Below are 21,134 nucleotides of genomic sequence, written 5' to 3' on the forward strand. Positions count from 1 at the left end.
ATTCTAATTTGAAAGCAACGCTAAATTTTTCTTTTCTATACATAAAAAAATGCCCCTAAAAAGTGTCTAACTTTTTGGGGGCAGTCCACTTGTGAGGTTTTTTGTTTATTTGCCACTCGAAAGGATTCGTGCGGTAGCGCGGGGTTCTTTATTATTGCTCACGTATTATACATGTCAAAATATTACTTATGGGACCGGAATCTGTCAGAAAAAAGAAATAGTATCCAAAAAAGAAAACCAAAAATAATATCAAATATTATATTAATAGATTTTAATTGATGATGCACTATAATACTATAGGTAATATCAATTGCTATGATAATTCCACAAAATATCAATAAATATATAATTGCTCTTATAATTAGTTTATTATTCATAGTTACTTTCTATTTTGCATTCTGTTTTTTTCTGCATTTTCGTCATGCTCTCTCATTGAATTTAATTGATTAAAAGTTCCCGAATAAAAATTATAAATAAACCCAATTACAACGCCTTGTATGGAAGGTTTTTCAAATTTCCCTTTCTCTATAGAAGATAAACCAATACCAACAGCTAATCCTTTTAAATCTATTGTATAATCAAAAATGGTTTTTAAGTTATCATTATAAATAGCACGATCTACTAAGGTAATAGAGTTATAAGTTGAATAAATTGATCCTATCCCTCCAGCATGAACAGCATTTGCATCAACCATCTGACCAGATAATTTCACCCAATGATTATTATTTAATTGGTATTTATTTCCATCATTGGAATCAAATTGGTCACCATTCTTATTGTAATCACCAGTAGGCCTATCATCTACTGCAGTAACAGATTTACCAGTTCCTCCTAATGTTGCTGTTGAACCAGCATCAATGTTTTTGCCTAAAATATTATCAGTAACCGAACCATCGTTATTTAAATTATAACTTGATGTAATTTTCTGGTTATCTTTTCCTAAATTATATCCAGAAATAGCTGTACCATTTACTGCAAAATATTTTGCACCTTCAATTTTGTTATCTTTAAAAAATTGATCTGCGTTATCCTTGGTGAGATTAGAATTATATTGATAATTGCCATCTTTATCTGTATACCAATCCATTCCTGTTGGGTCAGTTCTAATAATAGGATTATTACCAACATAATTATATGGGGAATGAGAATAATAAAATTCGCTTAACAAATCTTGTACTCCCCATCTCCCAATATCTGGCATATAAAACCTTGCTCCATAATCATACATTCCACTTTCTTGCAATTCCTTGCCATTGTATTTGTAGTTATAAGAAACTCCTCCAAAAGGAGTAGGAACTATCAGGCCCTCCTGATGTTTTAATCCAAAAGGATAATAGTTGTTGGCATCAATCACCTCAAGTCCAGTACCACTATTCTTATAACTCACCCTTACATTTCCTAGATGATCGATATAATTGTAAATATACTTATTTTCCGTAAAATCGTAATACCCTTCGGAAGTCGGTACAAATTTCAATACTGGAATGGTGTAAAGAGAGGCTGAAGTATCATAGGCATGTCTGTTATCATACTGGAAGCCGTCGAGATAGTTGGTTTCTATAGACCCGTTCATACTGTATGTTTTAGAAACTTTCGTTCCGTCTGCCCTATAGGTGTAGCTGGTGTTGGAAATACCTATCAGCCCCTCATTAACTGAAATAGAATTGGGCAAATTTAGGTAATTGTAAATGATCTTCATTTTTCTGTCAGGGTGATCCGTCATATTCCCATTAAGATTATAGGCCATCGTTCCCTGCAAAGCATTGTATCCTGAACGGTTGTTAATAACCCCTGAAGGAAGGGTAATTTTGTCCAGAGTATTACTTTTGTCTCCGTTCTGATAGTTATAGATCAGATCATCAATTTTCTCTGCGGTGGTTCCTCCGGAAACAGGCCATGAAAATCTTTTTAAGGTTTTGATATTACCATTGAGGTCATAGCTCAACTCTTCATTAAAATAATTGTTTTGAGCTAAAGAAGCATTGGGTTGGGAATAGGCTCCTTTTAACAACCTGTTTAAGGCGTCATACTGATAATTGTATCTTTTCAGCCCTTCATTACTGGAAATATTCCAATCGATCTCCGTGATATTTCCATTAAACTTTCCTGTTGATGTATTGGTATACACAGGGTTGTTATATTTCATCTCATAGCCAAATAATTTCCCGTTCAGATTGGCAGGATCATTCACTTTTGTGATCCAGCCCCGGATATTGTATTGGTAAGCTATGGTCTGTAATGGGGATGCAGTAGCCGTTCCACCTACTTTCTTAGATTCCAGCTGGGAAATTTCATTGTACTTATTCTGGGTCAGGTATTCAACAGGGTTGCTTCCCACCTGATGGGTGTGGGTCAGAAGTCTGTTCTGAGGATCATAGGTGAATTTTTCTACGATGAGTTTTTCAGGATCTGCAGCAAGCCTTTTATGGTAGGTATTAGTCTGAAGGATAACTCCTGTAAAATCAAGTTTATTGTTGACAACGGTATATCCTCCTAAATGATTGTTGCTTCTTGAACCGATGTTTCTTCCTTTGGTATCATACCAGATAAAGTTCCTTGTCCACTGATCATCTTCTATATTTTTGATATAGGAGGCGGTAAGGAATCCTTTGGTTGTTTGTGCATTAGCCGGATTGTCCGTAAGAAGAGGCTGGGCAAATACATTGGTAACCGCAGAGGACCCTGCAGGATAGGTATCATAATAATTAACACTTAATATCTGGCTAACATTGGAAGGGGTGGAAAGCTTGGTATAGTATACCGCCATGTCGTTTAAGGTAAATCCGACCGCAGCAGTTCTGGTTTCATATAAAACGGTATTGACATTGGCACTGTTTTGTATCGATGCCCTGCTGGCAGTATTATTGGTGATTCCGGTGTAGATGGTTCTTCCAAACTGATCGTATTTGGTAAAGAGCCATTGTCCTTTTCCTTTAAGCTCGGTATCTTGGGTCAGAATAAGCTGATCAGCTTTATTATACACCATATACTCCCAGCCTTTTCCGGGAAGTTTCTTTTCTACTAAACGATTTCGCCCGTCATATTTATACTGATAACATAAATCATTCAGTACGGTATTGGGATCTGCTTCTAAAGAGGCTTTGGGAGGAATTACATATGCCAGCTGATTATAATCATTGTAAACATAATAGGTATCTGCACTTTCTGTAGCACTGATTACTTTTCTAACCAATACAACCTGTCCCTGTCCGTTTTTAAATTCTATGGTTGGGTTTCCATCTTCATCGGTAACAGTATTTTTATAAAGCTGTCCTACTGCATAGGAACCGGATGGGATGAGTTGGGAAGTAAAAGTGGTATAGTTAAAAGTAGCATTATATTTTTTTACCTCACCATCGACATTGGCGTCATAGCCAAATTGTACAGGCTTATTGTCCCAGGCAGTTCCCACTTGTTTTTGTGTTAAAACACGGTCTAATGGTGAATTTTCAAGAATTTTTTCTGAATAGATTTTCTCTGTTCCATAAGGGGTACTGCTAATATTGGCTAATGGATCGGTAATAATACCGCCATTGAGAGTACTACCCTGAGGAATGGGCAGATAGTCCTGAACCTGTCTTCCGAAAGGATCGTATTTGATAGGAATCACTACATCCTTTCCTAATGGAGAGGCTTTTACATTGACAATTTGTTTAGGTCTTCCCAAGCCGTCAAAATACTGAACGGTTTCTGTGCTTTTAACATTAGCAAGGGTAGGATCGGACAGGTAAGTCTTTGAATAGACATAATTTTCTGTATTGGTAAGCTGCGCCTGGGCAGTTCCAATTATAAGAATCCCTATAGGAATTATAAGTTTTTTCATGATTGTGTTTAGTTTTTATAATTGTATTTGAATTCTTTTAGCGTCTTATAAATCATATTTCCACTGCTGTCTTTTTCCTGCTGACGGATTTCTTGTAATCGGTTTGATGGATCATAGATATAATATTCACTTATTCCTGATGGAGAGGTGATACTTCTTACGCCTACTAATGGGTCATAGGTATAGGTGGTAATCTGATAAGCAGACAATGCCGTATTAGCTCTGAAAGTATTCAAGGCTGACAAAAAGGTTGTTTCATCATTATTGGGAGCTGCCAAAGCATCTGTATTGGAAGCATTAACGATCGCATCCATTAATGATTGTTGGATGTCTGTTAATTTGGCGCCTTCTATTTTGGCAATAGGCTGAGTTTGGTTATATCCCCAAATGATTACTGTTGAAAGGCCATTTTTTGCGGTATATTGTTGTAAATTCCCTTTGGAATCGTATTGATCATAAATAACTTCGGTAGAAGGATTATTCTGAAAATCATATGACAATACTGAGCTTGGAAGTAAGTTCAATGGATTGTCATATTTGGTTTCTGTTTTGGAAAGTGTTTTGCTGGCAGTTCCAATAGTTTGAGTGGTTTCAGTTTCTAAAGGAATTCCTATCATATTAGCAGTGATCAACTTCTGATTAGCTTTATCGTGAGCGTAACGATAAGAAATTCCTGTGACAATCTGATCCGACAAAGTAGTTTTCTGGGAAGTCATCTGATAATGCGAAGTATTATTATAAGAATATTCTGTAGTAGTAGTAAGCTTTTTATAAGCAGAATCATCTTGTATATCTACAGGTACATTTTCATAATACTCAGTATTTTTTGTATTGGAAAGAATTGAATAATAGCTTTCTTTGGGTAACGATACCATACTATAATTAGAAATAATTGTCTCCAGAGGCAAATTTATATGAGAAGAAAACAATGCATATGCTTCTTTACCTCGCAAATCGTAAACAGTTTTTAAGGTTTTCAAGTCATAATTATTTGACGTTTTGCTTTTAAGAAATAGTTGGCCTGATGATGATTTAGAAAAAACTCTATTTTCAAGAAGTTTTCCATTAAAATCGTCATAAGAAAAACTTTTATCCAGTGAGCTTACTGAACCTGAAACTGCACTTCCTAAGTATCCGTCCGAACCAAAAAAATTCTGATAGCTTCCGTCAAATACCGGCATTAAAGGTGTTCTGATAATGAACTGGTCTTGATGATGCCCATTATTAAATATTTTTTGTTCTCCACCTTTTTCAAAATTATCTCCTCCATAACTAATAGTAACGTTAGGATAAGACGGATACATAAAATACTCTGAAAAAGGACCTATAAGTTCCGATGATTCAAAGTCGTGATTATATGCTAATGGTACAAGAACCATCCCTCCTGTGCAACCTTCTACAGTATATTGAGATGTAATATAGTTCGTAGGGTAAAGAGTAGTCGGTATGATATTCATATTGTTGATATCCTTGAATAAGGAGTAATATATTTTCTTGATATTGGTAACAGTACTCGTTTCATCAACATCGTAGGTCTTTTTTAGTCTCAGACCAGCTATATTCTGACTTGCATAGCCACTCTTGTATGAAACCGTAAAAGTACCGGCATAATTAACGTTAGGTTTGGGTACTAATGATAATTTCAAGATGTACCTCTTAGTCGGATCAGTAGTAAAAGTAAAACTTTTGTTTTTGGTTCTGTAACCATTGTCTATATCTGCTTGTGTAGTTTTGGGCAAATTAATTACTTCATTCAATAACACGCTGCCTGTAACCTCATCCAGAATTTTTAAATTAACTTCCAGCATTGTGGTTATAGAAGTAATTTCATTTTGTGTAATCACTAAATCAAAGGCCAGTTGATTATCAATAATATTACTTCCATCTAATATTGTCGTACTTTCTGTTATAGGAACATCATAAGGACTGCTACGAACTTCACCATTTTTACTTTGAAAAAGAGCATATTTCTGCGGTCTGGCTTCATAATCAAAAAAAGTAGTGCCTTTGGTAGGATAGGTAATAGAGGTTAATGTCCCTTTTTTTGCTGATGAAAAATCTGAAGTTCTATCTGCATAGTTGTATAAATCACCGATAGCGTAAGAAAAATTAGGAAGCCCTAGTAATTTCAAATTCGGGATTAGTGTGGAATTAAATTTATTATTAAAGTACCCAAATACATCAGCACTATAGCTGTATTTATCAGGTAAATTCTGCGGATCATCATAGGAAAATGAATATTCGTTATCATATACTGGAGTATCTCCTTGGAAATTATATTTTTTTACTTTTGTTAAAAAAAATCGTTCAAGAACGGAAAGGTTTAATTGAGAGTATAGATCTAAATACTCAAAACTTATTTTCTGATATTTTTTATTTGAAAAATTATTAACAATATCAATAGATGAAATTTTATTATAATAAACATCATTTACATTATTATAATTAAAATTTATTGTTTTCTCTTTACTCTTTATTTTTATTAAAACTCTTGCATCCTGAATTCTTAGAATATTACTTTCTTTTACATAAGATGGGACAGCGGCCATTCCGTTTCCCTGGCAAACAGTCCCGTTTAATTCCTGAGATCTAAGTACTTTTCTTTCTATTATTGAGTTTAAGAATGACTTTGCCCCTATATTCTGATATTCAAAATTAATTTCATTATTTTCAACATTGGTTATTTTTGTTAAATAAAAGCTTGTATATCCTGAGTATATAGGAGCATCACGAATCCAGGTTTTCTCAATAGCTGTATCTCCTCCAAAATAATACTTAACTCCATCATTAGTGGTTAATACAAACTGGTGCGTCGTTTTAAAATCCCCTATAGTTTCAATTTTAAACTGATGGCTATCTGTAGTCAAAACAGGATTTAAATTCTTATCTAAATAAAATTTTCCAGACAATTCATTTACCGAAATACTAAATATATCAATTTCATTGTCATAAGAATCGTCTGTAAAATATGATTTCACCAATAATGAATTATTAGATCCATCCGGGATATTGACTAAATTCTCTATTTCAGAAGAAGTATTAAATATTAATCTATTAGATGACACCTGCATTTCATCAGGAAGGTCATTAATTGTTCTTGTTATTACACCTCCTGCATCTAAGAACCAGCTCATCCCAACATTAGTAGGCAAATCATTTACTTTTACACCTAATTTTGAATAATTTAATTCAACCTTATTAAATATATTTTTTTCCTTTATTTCAGCAACTGGAATATTAATCTGAGCCATTCCTTTATATTCATTTAATGGTTGATTTCCATATCGTGTCATTTCTTCTGCTTGTGGAGTAGGCGGTACTACATTGGTAGATTTGCTAATATTATTTTGCTCACCTGTCTTATTCTGTTGTGCATTCATATATAGAGCTGCTGTGCAAAATAATAAAGTGAAAACTTTACGATTTATCATTTTAATAATTTTAATGTTTAAAGATGAAAAATGATTTTAGAAGTTGATTATTATAATCTTAGGAGTCCCTCCCGTTATAATACAGACAAAAGCGTGGAAAAACATTCTCCTTCCTATTGTTTCGTTTTTAATGGTTATCTTACTTCTTTATCAATTTAGCATTCGCCGTTTTATTGGTATCAGTTTTTATAGTGATCAGATAAGCTCCTTGAACCAAAACCTGGGTATTAATCTTAGTCACTCTGTTTTTGGTTTTTATACTTTGAAGCTGCCTTCCACTCATATCATACAAAAGAATATCCGCATCCTTAAAATCGAAACCGATTTCCACATAAGCATAGTCGGATACAGGATTTGGATAAATCTTAATGTCATATTTTTCAATCAGCTGGTCAACCTGTTTATCTCCCAGCTTCACGATTTTCCAGTTTTCTTTACCCAATTCTTCTGCACTGGTTCCTGCCAGAACAATAGAACCATCTCTGTTCAGCTTTAAATCAGAAAGCCTTTCTTCTTTCTTTCTGGATTCTCCTTTTACATATTTTCTCCACTGTTCATTTCCGTTTTGGTCAAGATAGAGCATCCAGAAAGTTTCGTCATCGGTTTCTACCCTTCCTTCTGCCTGCGTATAGCCACCCAATAAAATTCCTTTCGAAGATTTATCATCTGCAGAATGAAGAACGCTCATTCCCATCAGGATATCACGGTTCTTGAAATTGTAAGATTTCTGCCATTGTTCATCACCTCTTTCGTTTAAAGCCATTAACCAAAGATCTGTCCCTTCTTCAATGCCTACCGTTTTGTTTCCTGATCTTTCTGATCTGGATTCTCCACCAATGATAAAGCCTGTTGAAGTTAAAGCCAGGGTTCTCAAATGATCATCTCCTTTGCCTCCGAAGTTCTTTTCCCATTCTACTTTTCCGTTTTTATCGAATTTTACGATCCAATAATCACCCTCACCGAAATTGTCTGTTGATTTTGCAATTCGGGATACGGGAGTCCGGTTTTGAACGTTTGATGCAGAATCCGCATCTCGCATCCCGGAATCTTGTTCAGAACCCGAAACATGAACCTCGGAACTCCTTGAATACATTCCCAGCAATGCTCCGCCATCTTTCGTCGGAATCATTTTCTCCACTTCATCCAATCCTTTTCCGCCTAAAATTAATTGGGAGAGTTCTTTTCCGTCTTTATCCAATTTTGTGATCAAAACATCTTTAGAACCATAGCCTTTTGATGAATTTTGTACATTACCTGCAACAAAGAATCCTAAATCGGTAGTTTGAATGACAGTTCTTGCTTCTTCATCAGAAGAACTTCCCAAGGTTTTCTGCCATAGTTCATCTCCAAATTCATTGATTCTAATTAACCAAATATCTGAGCCTCCTTTGGAATCCTCTTTTTTGTCTAATCCTTTTCCTGAATAAGATGTTCCGGCCAAGAGAAATCCACCATCCTGTGTGGTAACAGTAGCAGACAGGTAATCATGGTTTTGTCCTGCGAAGTATTTCTCCCAGACTTCTTCTCCCTGTTGATTGAGTTTTACTAAATGAAAATCGTAACCGTTGTTTTGCTTTTGGCCGCCGGCTGCTTGCTGTTGGCTTTTAGACTGTATAGAACTTCCGGTAATAAGGTATTGCTGATCAATGGTTGTGGTGACCTGGCTTAGAAAATCCTGGGTAGAAGATTGGATGTCTTTCTGCCACACCACTTCCTGGGCAGATACGCCCAAGACCGTGCATAAAGCGAATGCACCGAGATAGAATTTTTTCATTCTATGTTTTTTGAGTTAGTAATTAGTTTTATTAAAACGTCGCAAATTTAACACTTTTTAAGATATGGAAATCATTTTTGTGTGGTATTCTGTAAATCATACTATCTTATATTAATTTTTCTATATGTTTTCATACTATTATGGTGCAAAAATATGTACTCACAACGTCAAAACATGTCGTATTTTTTTAAAATTCAAGAACTAAAACAAAAAGCCCTGAAAATGACTTCCAGGGCTTCTATTGGTTAAAAAATTGATGAAATTTAAATTCTTTCGTTTTTGATTTCTTCTACAATTTCAGGATTTAAAAGCGTACTGATATCTCCAAAATTACTGAAGTCCCCTTCGGCAATTTTTCTCAGGATTCTACGCATAATTTTTCCGGAACGTGTTTTTGGAAGTCCGGAAACAAACTGTATTTTATCCAGTTTTGCGATAGGTCCGATTTGATCTGAAATCAGCTGATTAATCTCTTTCTTCAGATTTTCCTTGTCACGTCCTTCCCCGGTTTCTTTAAGGGTCACATAACCATACAGTGCATTACCTTTGATATCATGAGGGTAACCCACAATAGCCGATTCAGCAACAGCAGGATGTTGGTTGATACTGTCTTCGATAGGTGCTGTTCCCAGATTATGCCCTGAAACAATGATCACGTCATCTACACGGCCTGTAATTCTGTAATACCCGACTTCATCCCTCAAAGCACCATCACCGGTAAAATATTTTCCAGGGAATGCTGTAAAATAAGTCTCTTTATATCTTTGGTGATCGCCCCAGATGGTTCTGGCAATTCCCGGCCATGGAAAACGGATACAAAGATTTCCAGTCACCTGATTTCCTGTAATTTCATTTCGTTTATCATCCATTAATACAGGCTGTACGCCAGGCAATGGGAGAGTGGCATAAGTAGGTTTGGTAGGTGTCACAAAAGGAAGTGGTGAAATCATAATTCCTCCTGTTTCTGTCTGCCACCATGTGTCTACAATAGGACATTTTTTCTTTCCAACATGGTCATTGAACCAATGCCATGCTTCATCGTTGATAGGTTCTCCTACAGATCCGATTACTTTAAGAGAACTCAGATCATGTTTATCTACCCATTCTGTACTTTCTTTTGCTAAAGAACGAATGGCGGTAGGAGCGGTATAAAACTGAGTGATTTTATGTTTTTCAATCACTTCCCAGAAACGGTCCGGTTCAGGGTAAGTAGGTACGCCTTCAAAGATTACAGTGGTTGCTCCGTTCAATAGCGGTCCGTAAAGAATATAGGAGTGTCCTGTGATCCATCCGATATCTGCGGTACACCAATAAATATCATTTTCTTTATAATTGAATACGTTTTTGAAGGTATAAGCGGTGTACACCATATATCCGGCACAAGTATGAAGCATCCCTTTAGGTTTACCTGTAGATCCGGAAGTATATAAAATGAAAAGCGGATCTTCAGAATCCATAATTACGGTAACGAAATCAGGAGAAGCTTTCTCATACAGATCAGCCATCCAGTAATCTCTTCCTTCTTTCATTTTAATTTCGTTGTGGGTTCTTTTTACAACAAGAACTTTCTCAACAGTCGGCGTTTTTTCCAGAGCATCGTCCACAATGGTTTTCAGATCCAGAACTTTATTTCCTCTGTAGCTTCCGTCTGATGTGATGACCATTTTGGCCTCACAGTCATTTACTCTTGAAGCCACTGCAGAAGCTGAGAAACCTGCGAAAATAACAGAATGCACAGCTCCCAGTTTTGCACAGGCAAGCATGGTAACGGCCAGTTCGGGAATCATAGGAAGATAAATACAGACTCTGTCTCCCTTTTCAATCCCCATATCGCGTAAAACATTAGCTGTTTTATTAACGCGTGTATACAGTTCATTATAAGAAATATGCTGAGCTTCTTCTTTAGGATCGTTAGGTTCCCAGATGATCGCTGTTTTTTCCCCTCTTATGGTAAGATGTCTGTCGATACAGTTTTTAGTAATATTGAGTTTCGCATTTTTGAACCAGGTGATTTTAGCTTCATTCATGTCGTACTTAACAACCTTGCTCCATCTTTGATACCACACGAAGTTTTGATCCGCTACCTTATCCCAGAATTTTTTAGGATTTTTGATAGACTTTTTATAGTCTTCAAAATATTGTGGTAAATCTTCTATTAAGTAATTTCTCATATCCCTTTCGTTTTTATTGATTTTATTTTGATAATTTTTTATGTTTTGATTTTTAAGCCATTAAATTTAAAATGGAACATGTTTAACATTTTTTGAACCATTAAGATTGCATTAAGGCGTTTAGAGTATTAAGATGAGCTTCGCTTTAAGCTTAAAAATCAAAAGCATTTATCTTAACTTAACTATGCTTTACTGCTTAAATCTTTCTTAATGGTTTAAGAAATATCCAATATTTTTGATAAGTTTAAACAACTCCATGATTTAATATTGTTGAGATCATAGAGTAAGCTATTTATTTTATTCATCTTGGATGAACTTAATCTTCCTTAACATCTTTATTTCTCTTAATGGTTTAATTTTTTTATTGAATTAAACATGTATTTAAATTTAAGTTTAATTTCTTGTTCAGCCTCTATATTCCTTGATTTTTTCCTGAATTTCATCAATGATTTTTTCATCATCAATGGTGGATGGAATCTGAAAATCTTTCCCATCAAGCAGCGTTCGGATCAGCTTTCTTAAAATCTTTCCGGATCTGGTCTTAGGTAATCGATTGACAACCATAACGTTTTTCAGAAAAGCTACCGCTCCGATTTTATTCCGGACCATCTGAATGATGTCTCTTTCAATGTCTTCTTCAGAAATAGTTGAACCGTTCTTTACAACAACTGTGGCAAAAGGAACCTGTCCTTTTAAATCATCATCAATACCGACCACCGCACATTCTGCAACATCGGGATGTGAAGAAACGATTTCTTCCATTTCGGAAGTGGAAAGTCTGTGTCCTGCTACATTGATCACATCATCCACTCTTCCAGTAATGAAAATATAACCATCTTCGTCCTGAATAGCACCGTCTCCCGAAAAATAATACCCTTTATACTGAGACAAATAGCTGTTTTCAAAGCGGGCGTAATCTTTCCATATTCCAAGCATGGCGCCAGGTGGGAGGGGAAGTTTGATCACCAGATAACCTTCATGGTGAGGACTGAGCTCATATCCGTTTTCATCAAATATTTTAATGTCATAGCCCGGAACAGGTTTTCCTGCAGATGCTCTTTTGATCTGATAATTTTCATCATGAGTCAACAATCCCAGCATTGGCCAGCCGGATTCTGTCTGCCACCAGTGATCTATTGCCGGAACACCAATATGTTCTGCAAACCAGTCCAAAGTGGCTACATCACATCTTTCACCGGCCAGAAACTGTTTTTTGAAATGTGATAAATCGTATTTTTTTACCAGTTCTCCATTAGGATCTTCTTTTTTAATCGCTCTGATGGCAGTAGGCGCTGTAAACATCACCGAAACTTTATATTCTGAAATAATTCTCCAGAAAGTACCTGCATCAGGAGTCATGATCGGTTTTCCTTCAAAAATTATAGTCGTATTTCTGTTGATTAATGGTCCGTATACAGAAAAACTATGTCCTACAGCCCATCCAAAGTCTGAAGCTGCCCAATAGGTTTCTCCCGGTTCTACACCATAGACATAAGTCATTGAGAACTGTAATGCTGTTGCATAACCTCCGGTATCACGAACAATACCTTTGGGTTTTCCGGTAGTTCCCGAGGTGTAAAGCAAGTAAAGCGGATGAGTAGATTCTACGGGAATGCAGTCTGCAGGAGCTGATTTTTCTACTAATTCTTCATAATCAATAAGTCCGTCAAACATTTCATCCTGATTATCTACTAATTTTCTATTGTATACGATGATATGGTCTACTTTATCCTGTGCCAGTTCAATTGCTTTTTCTACCAGTGGCAGATAAGGAATCCTCTTTGCAATTTCCACACCGGCTGTGGCGGTAATTAAAACTTTAGGTTTGCAGTCGTTAATTCTTACAACTAATTCATGGGGAGCAAAGCCTCCAAAAACCACATTATGAATAACCCCGATTCTCGCACAGGCAAGCATAGCAAAAAGCGTCTGCGGAATCATCGGCATATAAATAACGGCCGTATCTCCCTTTTTTAATCCAAGAGAAACCAATCCTCCTGCCAGCTTTGCAATTTCCTCTTTAGCCTGATGGAATGTGTAGGTTTTCCTCTGGTTGGTTACAGGAGAATCGTAAACAATTGCCACCTGATCCCCGAAACCGTCTTCAATGTGTTTGTCAATGCACAAATAGCACATATTGAGCTTTCCGTCCGAAAACCATTGTGAGTAATCGTTTTCGCCATTTGAAAGAATCTGTTGCGGAAATTCAAACCATTTGATTTCTTCAGCCTGTTTTTTCCAGAAATCTTCTTTGTTTTCTATGCTTTGTTTAAATAAGGTATCTTTATTCATATCATTAGTTGTGTGTTGGTTTTTTATCCTTGTCAAGGTTTAAAACCTTGACAAGGATAAGTAGTCGTGTCATTGCGGCCGAAGGCGAAGAAATCTCTTAAAACATCTCCTCAATCTGCTGCATCAGTTTCTTAATCGAGTAGGGTTTTGTGACGTAAGCATCCGCTCCCATTTCCAATCCCTTTTCAATATCTCTGGGATTGTTTTTGGCACTCAGAAATATGACTTTGGTATCCTTTAGTTTTTCGTCCTGCTTAATGAGATCGAGCGTGCTATAGCCATCAAGATTCGGCATCATAATATCGAGAAGGATCACATCAGGAACCATCGTTTTCAGGAATTCAAGGACTTCCGTTCCGTCACGGGCAATATAGACATCGTAGCCGTTTTTCTTAAAACTGTATTCTAGCGACATTAATATTTTGTGTTCGTCATCCGCAATAATGATCTTTCTCATAAGAAGGTTTTAATGGTGTTCAACTTCATTTCTAATCTCTTTTTTAGTTTTTTCAGGAATGCTGATGGTGAAAGTTACACCCAGTCCGCTGTTTTCTGCTTTTATACTTCCACCGTGTGCCTGTACTATTTTTTTGGAAATGGCCAGTCCCAGTCCGCTTCCTGTAGGCTTTAATATGTTTTGATTTTTCGACTGATAAAACTTGTCGAAAATCATTTCCAGATCCTCTTCCGGAATATGTTTTCCGGTATTGAAAATGGTGATGATCAGCTGATCTTCTTTCTCAAATATTTTAGTCTGAATTGTTCCCTGTTCTTCTGTGAATTTCAAGGCATTTCCCCAGATATTCTGAAACAGTTGAATCATTCTTGCTTCATCATATTCAAATATAGACTGATTCAGGAGATTAACTTCACTCAAATGAATATTTTTCTGCTGTATCAGATGGAGGAGAGGGTTTAAGGCTTTTTTATACGTTTCAATAATATTATTTTCCTGAATGTGCAAAGAGATTTCGCCATGCTGTAATTTGTCCAGATAAAGAATATCATTGATAATTTCACTCAATCTGTCAGATTCTGTAACGATATTGTTTAAAAATTCCTGTTTGATGTCAAAAGGAATATCATCATCATCGGCTAAAATTTCTCCGGCAGAACGAATAGCAGTGATCGGAGTTCTCAGTTCGTGGGCAACAGAGTCCAGAAAGTCGTCTTTTTGACGGTCTTTGATGATCAGGCTTTCGTTGGCAGTTCTTAAGTCATTCGAAAGTTTTTGTAATTCCTCGGACTGTTCCGTAAGTTTTTTATTTAAACTGATGTTTTCCTGTGACTCTTCAAGGATATTCAAAACCTCTTTTAAAGATATTTTATCTTCTTTGGTAACGCCTTCAATTAATATCTTAGCGGAAGCAGTACCAATTCTTCCTGCTAAAAGATTTTCTGAAAATTTGATAAATCTTGAATCGGCAGTTTCAGTTTTTGAATCAATATTATACTTTAAATTAAAAATCCTTAAGGCCTGTTCCGTTTTGTTTTTGCCTAAAAAACGCTCCAGAATATTCTGAATGTCTGAAATATAAGCTGTTCCACGCCAGATGAAAGCATTTTCATGATTTTGAATATACTTGTCGATATCTACGTAAAGTTCTGCAAAGTTTCTTTCGCGGTAATTTCCTTTTGAACTCACGGAAACAATAGTAAATAGGCTTGTATTCACGAGCATCGACCAGAAAAAGATCTGCGGAATTCTACCCAGATAAGGAATGGTGAAAAAGCCGAAAGCGTTATACATTTCCCTGAGTACTCCTTTGAATTCCTGATTATAGGAAAAATAGTACTGTGGAATAATAAGCCCGAAATAGCAGATCGCTAATCCGGCTAAAAGGCCTGTAACAGCACCTTTATAACTTCCTCTTCTCCAGAATAAAGCTCCGAAAAATGCAGGTGCCAATTGGGCGATCACAACAAATGAAATTAATCCTACGGAATCCAGTGAGGTTTTCAGAATGAAATATTTATAAAAGGCAAAAGCCATAATGATCAGGGCAAAAATGCTGAACTTTCTGATATTGGTAATACTTCTCGTATTTTTTTCTTCACTTTCAGATTTTAATTTTCCCAGCAATCCGTATGGAATGATAAGGTTGTTGGAAAGCATGATAGATAAAGTAATGGCAGAGATAATAATCATGGAAATACAAGAGCTTAATCCACCAAGAAAAACAAGCACAGTGATCAATGTATTGTCAAAATGCTGCGGAATAAGGATGGAGTAGAACTCAGGGTTCACTTTTTGTCCGTCAAAAATCAATCTTCCTCCCCATGCGATCGGGAAGATAAATATGGTAAATATTAAAAGGTAAAGCGGGAAAAACCAAATGGCTGTTCTGATGTGCTTTTCCTGTCTGTTCTCAACAATGGCAGTATGGAACTGTCTTGGGAGAATGCAGATCGCTGTTGCAGAAATCATACACAGAACCATCCAGTTCATAGCGCCTTCAATCCCGTTGAATGTATTTTTTTCTTTAAAATCTTCAAATTTGCTGGCTTTCTCATAGATATCTGAGAATCCGTCAAAAGCATAATAAATCACGAAAAGTCCAAGAATAATAATAAAAAATAGTTTTAAAAAACTTTCCAGTGCAATGGCAGAAATAATTCCCAGCCGCTTTTCTGAAGCATCCACATATCGTGTTCCGTAATATGAAGAAAATAAAGCAATTAAGACCACCACAAAAGTCGCGTTATCGGTCAGAATGTCTTTCGACATCGGTGTTTCTGTTACCAAATGAAAGGTTTCAGAAATAGCTTTGATCTGCAATCCGATATAAGGAACTATGGCCAGAAGGCAGACTATAGTGATAATGGCGCTCAAACTTCTGCTGTTACCGTATCTTAAAGAAATGAAATCGGCAAGACTGCTTATTTTATTGACTCTTGAAATTCTTACAATCCGGGTATTGATGTAGATCCATGCCGGGATAATCATAATAGGGCCAATATAGATCGGAAGATAGTTTAATCCGCTTGTAGCTGCCACCCCAATGCTTCCATAATAGGTCCATGCTGTACAATATACCGCAAGAGAAAGGGCGTAAATGTAAGGATTATTGATCCAGACTTTACTCCTTTTCTTCTCTGCCAGATAAGCAACTAAGAAAAGAAGAGCCAGGTAAAACAGAACAACAAAAAATAAAGCGAAACTACTCATCATACCTTTTTACGATTACAAAAGAAATCACAATGGAAATCATCCAGACCACGAACAGATAGATCAGGATCATTGGATAGCCTAAAACTTCCCTGTCACTGTTGAAAAGCAATGAAATCGGAATACTGAAAGCAATCATAAGCCCTACACTCAGTATGATAAGTTTTTGTTCGTGTCTTTTTTTCATAAATGATTTTTGATAAAAGATAATTGATGAATGCGTTCATTCATCAATTATCTGTTTTATTGCTTTTAAATTTTATCGTCAGAATATTCTCCTTTTAAGGCATAATAACCAAAAATGGCCATCCCGCCCGAGATAATCGGCATCAGTACAAAAAGGATGATGATGCCAAAAACCAGATCTTCTTGTTTCCCGGAAGCGATTTTTGGGATTCCCAATACCGTAATTCCGAAATAGCCTACAATCACCGCAATAGCGATCCAGAGAATGCCTAATATTTTTTTTAGTCCGTTCATTTTAGTTGTTTTAAAATTAATAAAAATTTGAGTGATTCAGTGTCTAATCGTGAAGATTATTGTTCTTATTTTTAAGATAAAATAATCCGATTACTAAACATACTGCAGCAACTCCAATCGGATACCAGAGTCCTTCCAGATACCATGTGGCATGGCCTGCTTCTTTTCCTGTCGTTACCAGATAAGTTGCCACTGCCGGAAGAAGACCTCCGAATACTCCGTTTCCGATGTGATAAGGTAATGACATTGAAGTATATCGGATTCTCACCGGGAACATTTCCACAAGGAAAGCAGCAATAGGACCGTATACCATCGTTACAAAGATCACCTGAATAAATACAAGGAAAACCAGATACCATTTGGTGTCATCACTTAATTTTAAGCTTTGAGAAACTTTGGCTTCCTCAGCTTTTCCGTCTTTCATGACAACTCCTGCAGGCGACCAGTGAACAATACTGTCTTTTTTGATTAAAGTGCCATCTGTGTAAAGAGTTTCTTTGTGAAAAGTAACTAAACTGTCTGTGGCAATATCATTGTGGATTTTCGCTGTTCTTTTTTCTGTAATTCCATTCGCTGCAATGGTTTTGTTTTCGAGGTTGACACTCTTGAACATGCTGTCGTAAATAGGTCTGTAGGCTAGAATAGCAACCAGCATTCCCGTCATCATCACCGCTTTTCGCCCGATTTTATCAGACAGCCATCCAAAGAATACGAAGAAAGGCGTTCCTAAAAATAAAGCGGTGGCCATCAGTGAGTCTACCTGTGCAGATTCTACATTCATTACCTTTTGAAGGAAACTCATCGCGTAGAACTGTCCTGTATACCAGATGACTCCTTGTCCCATTGCAGCCCCGAATAAAGCCAGTAACACAAATTTGAAATTGTATTTATTCCCAAAACTTTCTTTTAAAGGATTTTTGGATGTTTTACCCTCACTTTTAGCTTTCGCAAAAAGAGGCGACTCCTTCATATTCTTTCTGATGATGTAAGATACAGCAACCATCAGAATAGAAATCCAGAAAGGAACTCTCCACCCCCAGGTATCAAATTCTTCTGCAGAAAGTGTTGTTTTGGTAATCAGAATAACAATCAATGAAATGAAAAGTCCGGCTGTTGCGGTAGTCTGGATCCATGAAGTCCAGTATCCACGGCGATGAGGTTGCGCATATTCTGCGACATAAGTAGCCGCACCTCCGTATTCACCTCCCAGGGCAAGACCTTGAAGTAATCTTAAAATTAAAACTAAAACCGGTGCCATAAAGCCAATGGTTTCATAACTTGGAATACATCCGATCAGGAACGTGGAAAATCCCATGATCAGTAAAGTAACAAGGAAGGTATATTTTCTCCCGATAAGATCTCCCAGTCTTCCGAAAAATAATGCTCCGAAAGGCCTTACCACAAATCCGGCAGCAAAAGTCGCCAGAGTAGATAAAAAGGCAGCAGTTGGATTATCAGCAGGGAAAAATTTGGTCGCTAAAACAACGGCTAAACTTCCAAAGATATAGAAGTCATACCATTCTATCAATGTTCCAAGGGATGACGCAGTGATCACGCTCCAGATGGTGCGGTTCTTCTGCCTGTCGGTCATATTTTCGTAGGTTTCGTGATGATTTTCACTCATATCGATTAGTTTTTGATGTTATGGGAATAGGATATTAATTCATCTGAAATTTTATGGGTTTAAAAACCTTTTTTGAACCGTTAAGAGATTTTAAGGGGTTAAGAATAATTAAGATATAGCTAAAGCTATTTATTCAGGTGAATGCTTTATCCATCTTTGATGGAGCTTAACTTATCTTAATTTCTTTACTCTTCTTAATGGTTCAAATTTTACAGGTAGATTTGAAATTGTACAATAAATTCTCCTTTTGAGGTTGGACTTTCCGTAGGATTCGTATACACCGGTCTTGTTGAATATTGTGTTGTTATTTTTGCGTGATGTCCGTCTATGAACCAGTTAGCTCCAACATCAAACTGTGAGGAAGATTTATCAAAAGCCTCAAAACTTTTATGAGTATAAGCTGCAAAAGGCTGTATTCTGATTTTTGGTTTTTCTGCCTGACTCGGTAATAGTAAACCAGCCTGTGCGTAGATAATATTACCTGTTCCTATGGTGGGTTGTAGATTTCCTGGTCCTGCGATGGCTTTATTGCCGATGAAATTAGGATCAGAAGCTCCAATATTCATTGTTCCCAGATTTCTTACATAGTTCGGCCCGAAATTGTAATTATAATATCCGGCATACGCAGAAACAGCCATTTTGTTTTTTGCTTCTCCTAAAGGTATGTCTGCGAAAGCATCGACTGCAAAAAGGGTAATGTCATGTTTTTCAATGTTTGAGTTCACGGAAGTTCTTGTTCCGTCAGCCTGATGATAAAAACCTGCACCTACATTGAAAACCTTTTTCGTTCCAAGGTAAGATCCCACTTTGAAAGGAAGAGTGTTGGATTCTTCATCAAGGAATTGATATTCAACATATCCTGCTTTTGAAAAGCTTGGATTTCCGTTGTTGTCTACCGCTACAGCTTTCGAAGGATCTGTTACATTCACAGGAACGAGGTCGGTAGCAAATGGTTTATTTAAGCTAAAACGGTATTCGAGTTTACCATACTTTCCTTTAGCAAACATTCCCAGCTGTCTTGCAAACTGGTCTGAATTATCAATCAGTGGCCACGAGAAAACGGGAGAATCTAATGTGAGAAAATTAAGCGTAGAAGCCATGGTCATACGGGAAAGTCCCATGTAATAATGAAGTCCGGCTCCTAAAGTTAAACTGAATTTTCCCGCTTCTCCAGGTAAAATAACTGCATATTCATTCCAGGCATCATGGAAAAATAACTGCGTTTTCTTTCCATTTCCATAACCTCCTGTTCCTGAGGTTCCTGAAGCACCACCATTGATGAACGTCTGATTGTTGATCCCGAAATGGAGGAGGATCATATATCTTTTAGAAATTTGTGCATAGGTTAAAGCACGTAATCGTCTGTTTCCCAGGCTCCATGAATTGTCAGTAGGTTCGCCTCCAACCATAGTTCCCGGGTTCATGGAAGTATTTCTTAACCAAAACTGATCCCATAAAATAAATCTGACAAATTTATCTCCATTTTGGTTGAGGTTAATTTTTAAGCCATTGCCATAATCAGGAGAACCTTGTGAATATAAGGAACTGCTGATTAAAGCTAATCCAATGAATGTAAGTAATTTCTTCATAAATTATCAATTTTTGGCGTTGTTTTTTATGAATGCCAAATTGTAATTAATAATTTATTTATGAAAATTTAATATATATTAGTGGTAATGGTATAGTTAATATTTGTGAGACTTTGAGTTTTGGGGTGAGGGGTTCGGGATGCGGGGTTTTGTGATTCGGGATGTGAGGTTCGAGGTTTGGGATTCGATATTTTAAAATTATAATTTTATAATAATTTGATATATAGTATTTTGTGAAGATGTTTTCATCTCGGTTTTTAAGCCTAATAACCCGTAATCTCTTCACGGCCGCATCGTATAACTCGGATCCCGCACCTCGTAACTCGAACCCCGAACCCCGAACCTTGCACTACTTCTTAAACCTTTCCCACTTAATCAGCATGTATTTATCCGCAAATTGAGTGATAATAATTCCGGAGTTTTTAATGTTCTCTTCCTGTGCAATGTATTCTATAAGTTCACTTTGTTTCAGAATTTTATAGACAGGATGGAATTCAGAATGAGGAGGTCTTGTGATGTTGTATTTTTTAATCCATGAGCTTATCGTAACATGGGAAACCCCAATAATTCTTTCGATTTCACGGTAGCTTAAGCCTTCCAGATAAAGCTGAAGAGCTTTGGTGACATAGTAATCATCAATTTGTTTTCCTAATTTTTTGACGGTAAAATAATAGTTGCAGTCTTTGCAGTGGAAGCGCTGTTTCTCATTGATGATACCGCTTTTTACTACTTTGATACTCTTGCATTTAGGACAGGTATTTTCCATAACTATATTATTTTA

Annotated in this window: 12 protein-coding genes; all 12 read right to left on the reverse strand. The window is 36.5% G+C overall.

Translation table 11 applies throughout. The annotated features are described in order from the left end of the window. Window positions 1-379: 379 nt before the first annotated feature. The 12 genes from RAH34_RS10310 to RAH34_RS10365 all read right to left on the reverse strand — a co-directional run bounded on the left by RAH34_RS10310 (window position 380) and on the right by RAH34_RS10365 (window position 21,119). Complete coding sequence (locus RAH34_RS10310; protein ID WP_306596064.1) at window positions 380-3,823, reverse strand: DUF6443 domain-containing protein; 3,444 nt, start codon at window positions 3,821-3,823, stop codon at window positions 380-382. A gap of 8 nt (window positions 3,824-3,831) precedes the next feature. Then, window positions 3,832-7,254, reverse strand: a complete 3,423-nt coding sequence (locus tag RAH34_RS10315) for a hypothetical protein (RefSeq protein WP_306596065.1) — start codon at window positions 7,252-7,254, stop codon at window positions 3,832-3,834. Window positions 7,255-7,393: 139 nt separating this feature from the next. Next, window positions 7,394-9,028: a T9SS type A sorting domain-containing protein gene (locus RAH34_RS10320; protein ID WP_306596066.1), complete on the reverse strand. Its 1,635-nt coding sequence runs from the start codon at window positions 9,026-9,028 to the stop codon at window positions 7,394-7,396. 263 nt (window positions 9,029-9,291) lie between these two features. Continuing rightward, entirely contained in the window at window positions 9,292-11,220 is a 1,929-nt protein-coding gene (gene acs, locus RAH34_RS10325) for an acetate--CoA ligase (protein WP_306596301.1), read from the reverse strand. Between the two features lie 384 nt (window positions 11,221-11,604). Next, window positions 11,605-13,491, reverse strand: a complete 1,887-nt coding sequence (locus tag RAH34_RS10330; RefSeq protein WP_306596067.1) for an AMP-binding protein — start codon at window positions 13,489-13,491, stop codon at window positions 11,605-11,607. Between the two features lie 97 nt (window positions 13,492-13,588). Continuing rightward, window positions 13,589-13,948 (reverse strand): response regulator transcription factor, encoded by a 360-nt coding sequence (locus RAH34_RS10335; RefSeq protein ID WP_047431895.1) that lies wholly within the window; start codon window positions 13,946-13,948, stop codon window positions 13,589-13,591. 9 nt (window positions 13,949-13,957) lie between these two features. Next, window positions 13,958-16,660 (reverse strand): ATP-binding protein, encoded by a 2,703-nt coding sequence (locus RAH34_RS10340; RefSeq protein WP_306596302.1) that lies wholly within the window; start codon window positions 16,658-16,660, stop codon window positions 13,958-13,960. Continuing rightward, on the reverse strand, window positions 16,653-16,847 hold the full coding sequence (locus RAH34_RS10345) for a hypothetical protein (RefSeq protein ID WP_114822566.1): 195 nt from the start codon (window positions 16,845-16,847) through the stop codon (window positions 16,653-16,655). Before RAH34_RS10345 ends, RAH34_RS10340 begins: the two co-directional genes overlap by 8 nt. 65 nt (window positions 16,848-16,912) lie before the next feature. Next, on the reverse strand, window positions 16,913-17,140 hold the full coding sequence (locus RAH34_RS10350; RefSeq protein ID WP_034696261.1) for a DUF6814 family protein: 228 nt from the start codon (window positions 17,138-17,140) through the stop codon (window positions 16,913-16,915). Between the two features lie 43 nt (window positions 17,141-17,183). Further along, window positions 17,184-18,764, reverse strand: coding sequence for an MFS transporter (locus RAH34_RS10355; RefSeq protein WP_306596070.1), 1,581 nt, complete (start codon window positions 18,762-18,764; stop codon window positions 17,184-17,186). Window positions 18,765-18,973: 209 nt separating this feature from the next. Further along, on the reverse strand, window positions 18,974-20,353 hold the full coding sequence (locus RAH34_RS10360) for a porin (RefSeq protein WP_306596071.1): 1,380 nt from the start codon (window positions 20,351-20,353) through the stop codon (window positions 18,974-18,976). A 349-nt stretch (window positions 20,354-20,702) separates the two neighbouring features. After that, window positions 20,703-21,119, reverse strand: a complete 417-nt coding sequence (locus RAH34_RS10365; RefSeq protein ID WP_034696257.1) for a helix-turn-helix domain-containing protein — start codon at window positions 21,117-21,119, stop codon at window positions 20,703-20,705. Window positions 21,120-21,134: the final 15 nt, after the last annotated feature.

Origin of the sequence: Chryseobacterium sp. WLY505 (genome assembly GCF_030846215.1) — a bacterium.
Lineage (GTDB): Bacteria > Bacteroidota > Bacteroidia > Flavobacteriales > Weeksellaceae > Chryseobacterium.

Bases quoted from the DNA above. Each gene is read 5' to 3' on its own strand.
- RAH34_RS10310 (WP_306596064.1), bottom strand. From the start codon at position 3,823: ATGAAAAAACTTATAATTCCTATAGGGATTCTTATAATTGGAACTGCC.
- RAH34_RS10315 (WP_306596065.1), bottom strand. From the start codon at position 7,254: ATGATAAATCGTAAAGTTTTCACTTTATTATTTTGCACAGCAGCTCTA.
- RAH34_RS10320 (WP_306596066.1), bottom strand. From the start codon at position 9,028: ATGAAAAAATTCTATCTCGGTGCATTCGCTTTATGCACGGTCTTGGGC.
- RAH34_RS10330 (WP_306596067.1), bottom strand. From the start codon at position 13,491: ATGAATAAAGATACCTTATTTAAACAAAGCATAGAAAACAAAGAAGAT.
- RAH34_RS10335 (WP_047431895.1), bottom strand. From the start codon at position 13,948: ATGAGAAAGATCATTATTGCGGATGACGAACACAAAATATTAATGTCG.
- RAH34_RS10340 (WP_306596302.1), bottom strand. From the start codon at position 16,660: ATGAGTAGTTTCGCTTTATTTTTTGTTGTTCTGTTTTACCTGGCTCTT.
- RAH34_RS10345 (WP_114822566.1), bottom strand. From the start codon at position 16,847: ATGAAAAAAAGACACGAACAAAAACTTATCATACTGAGTGTAGGGCTT.
- RAH34_RS10350 (WP_034696261.1), bottom strand. From the start codon at position 17,140: ATGAACGGACTAAAAAAAATATTAGGCATTCTCTGGATCGCTATTGCG.
- RAH34_RS10355 (WP_306596070.1), bottom strand. From the start codon at position 18,764: ATGAGTGAAAATCATCACGAAACCTACGAAAATATGACCGACAGGCAG.
- RAH34_RS10360 (WP_306596071.1), bottom strand. From the start codon at position 20,353: ATGAAGAAATTACTTACATTCATTGGATTAGCTTTAATCAGCAGTTCC.
- RAH34_RS10365 (WP_034696257.1), bottom strand. From the start codon at position 21,119: ATGGAAAATACCTGTCCTAAATGCAAGAGTATCAAAGTAGTAAAAAGC.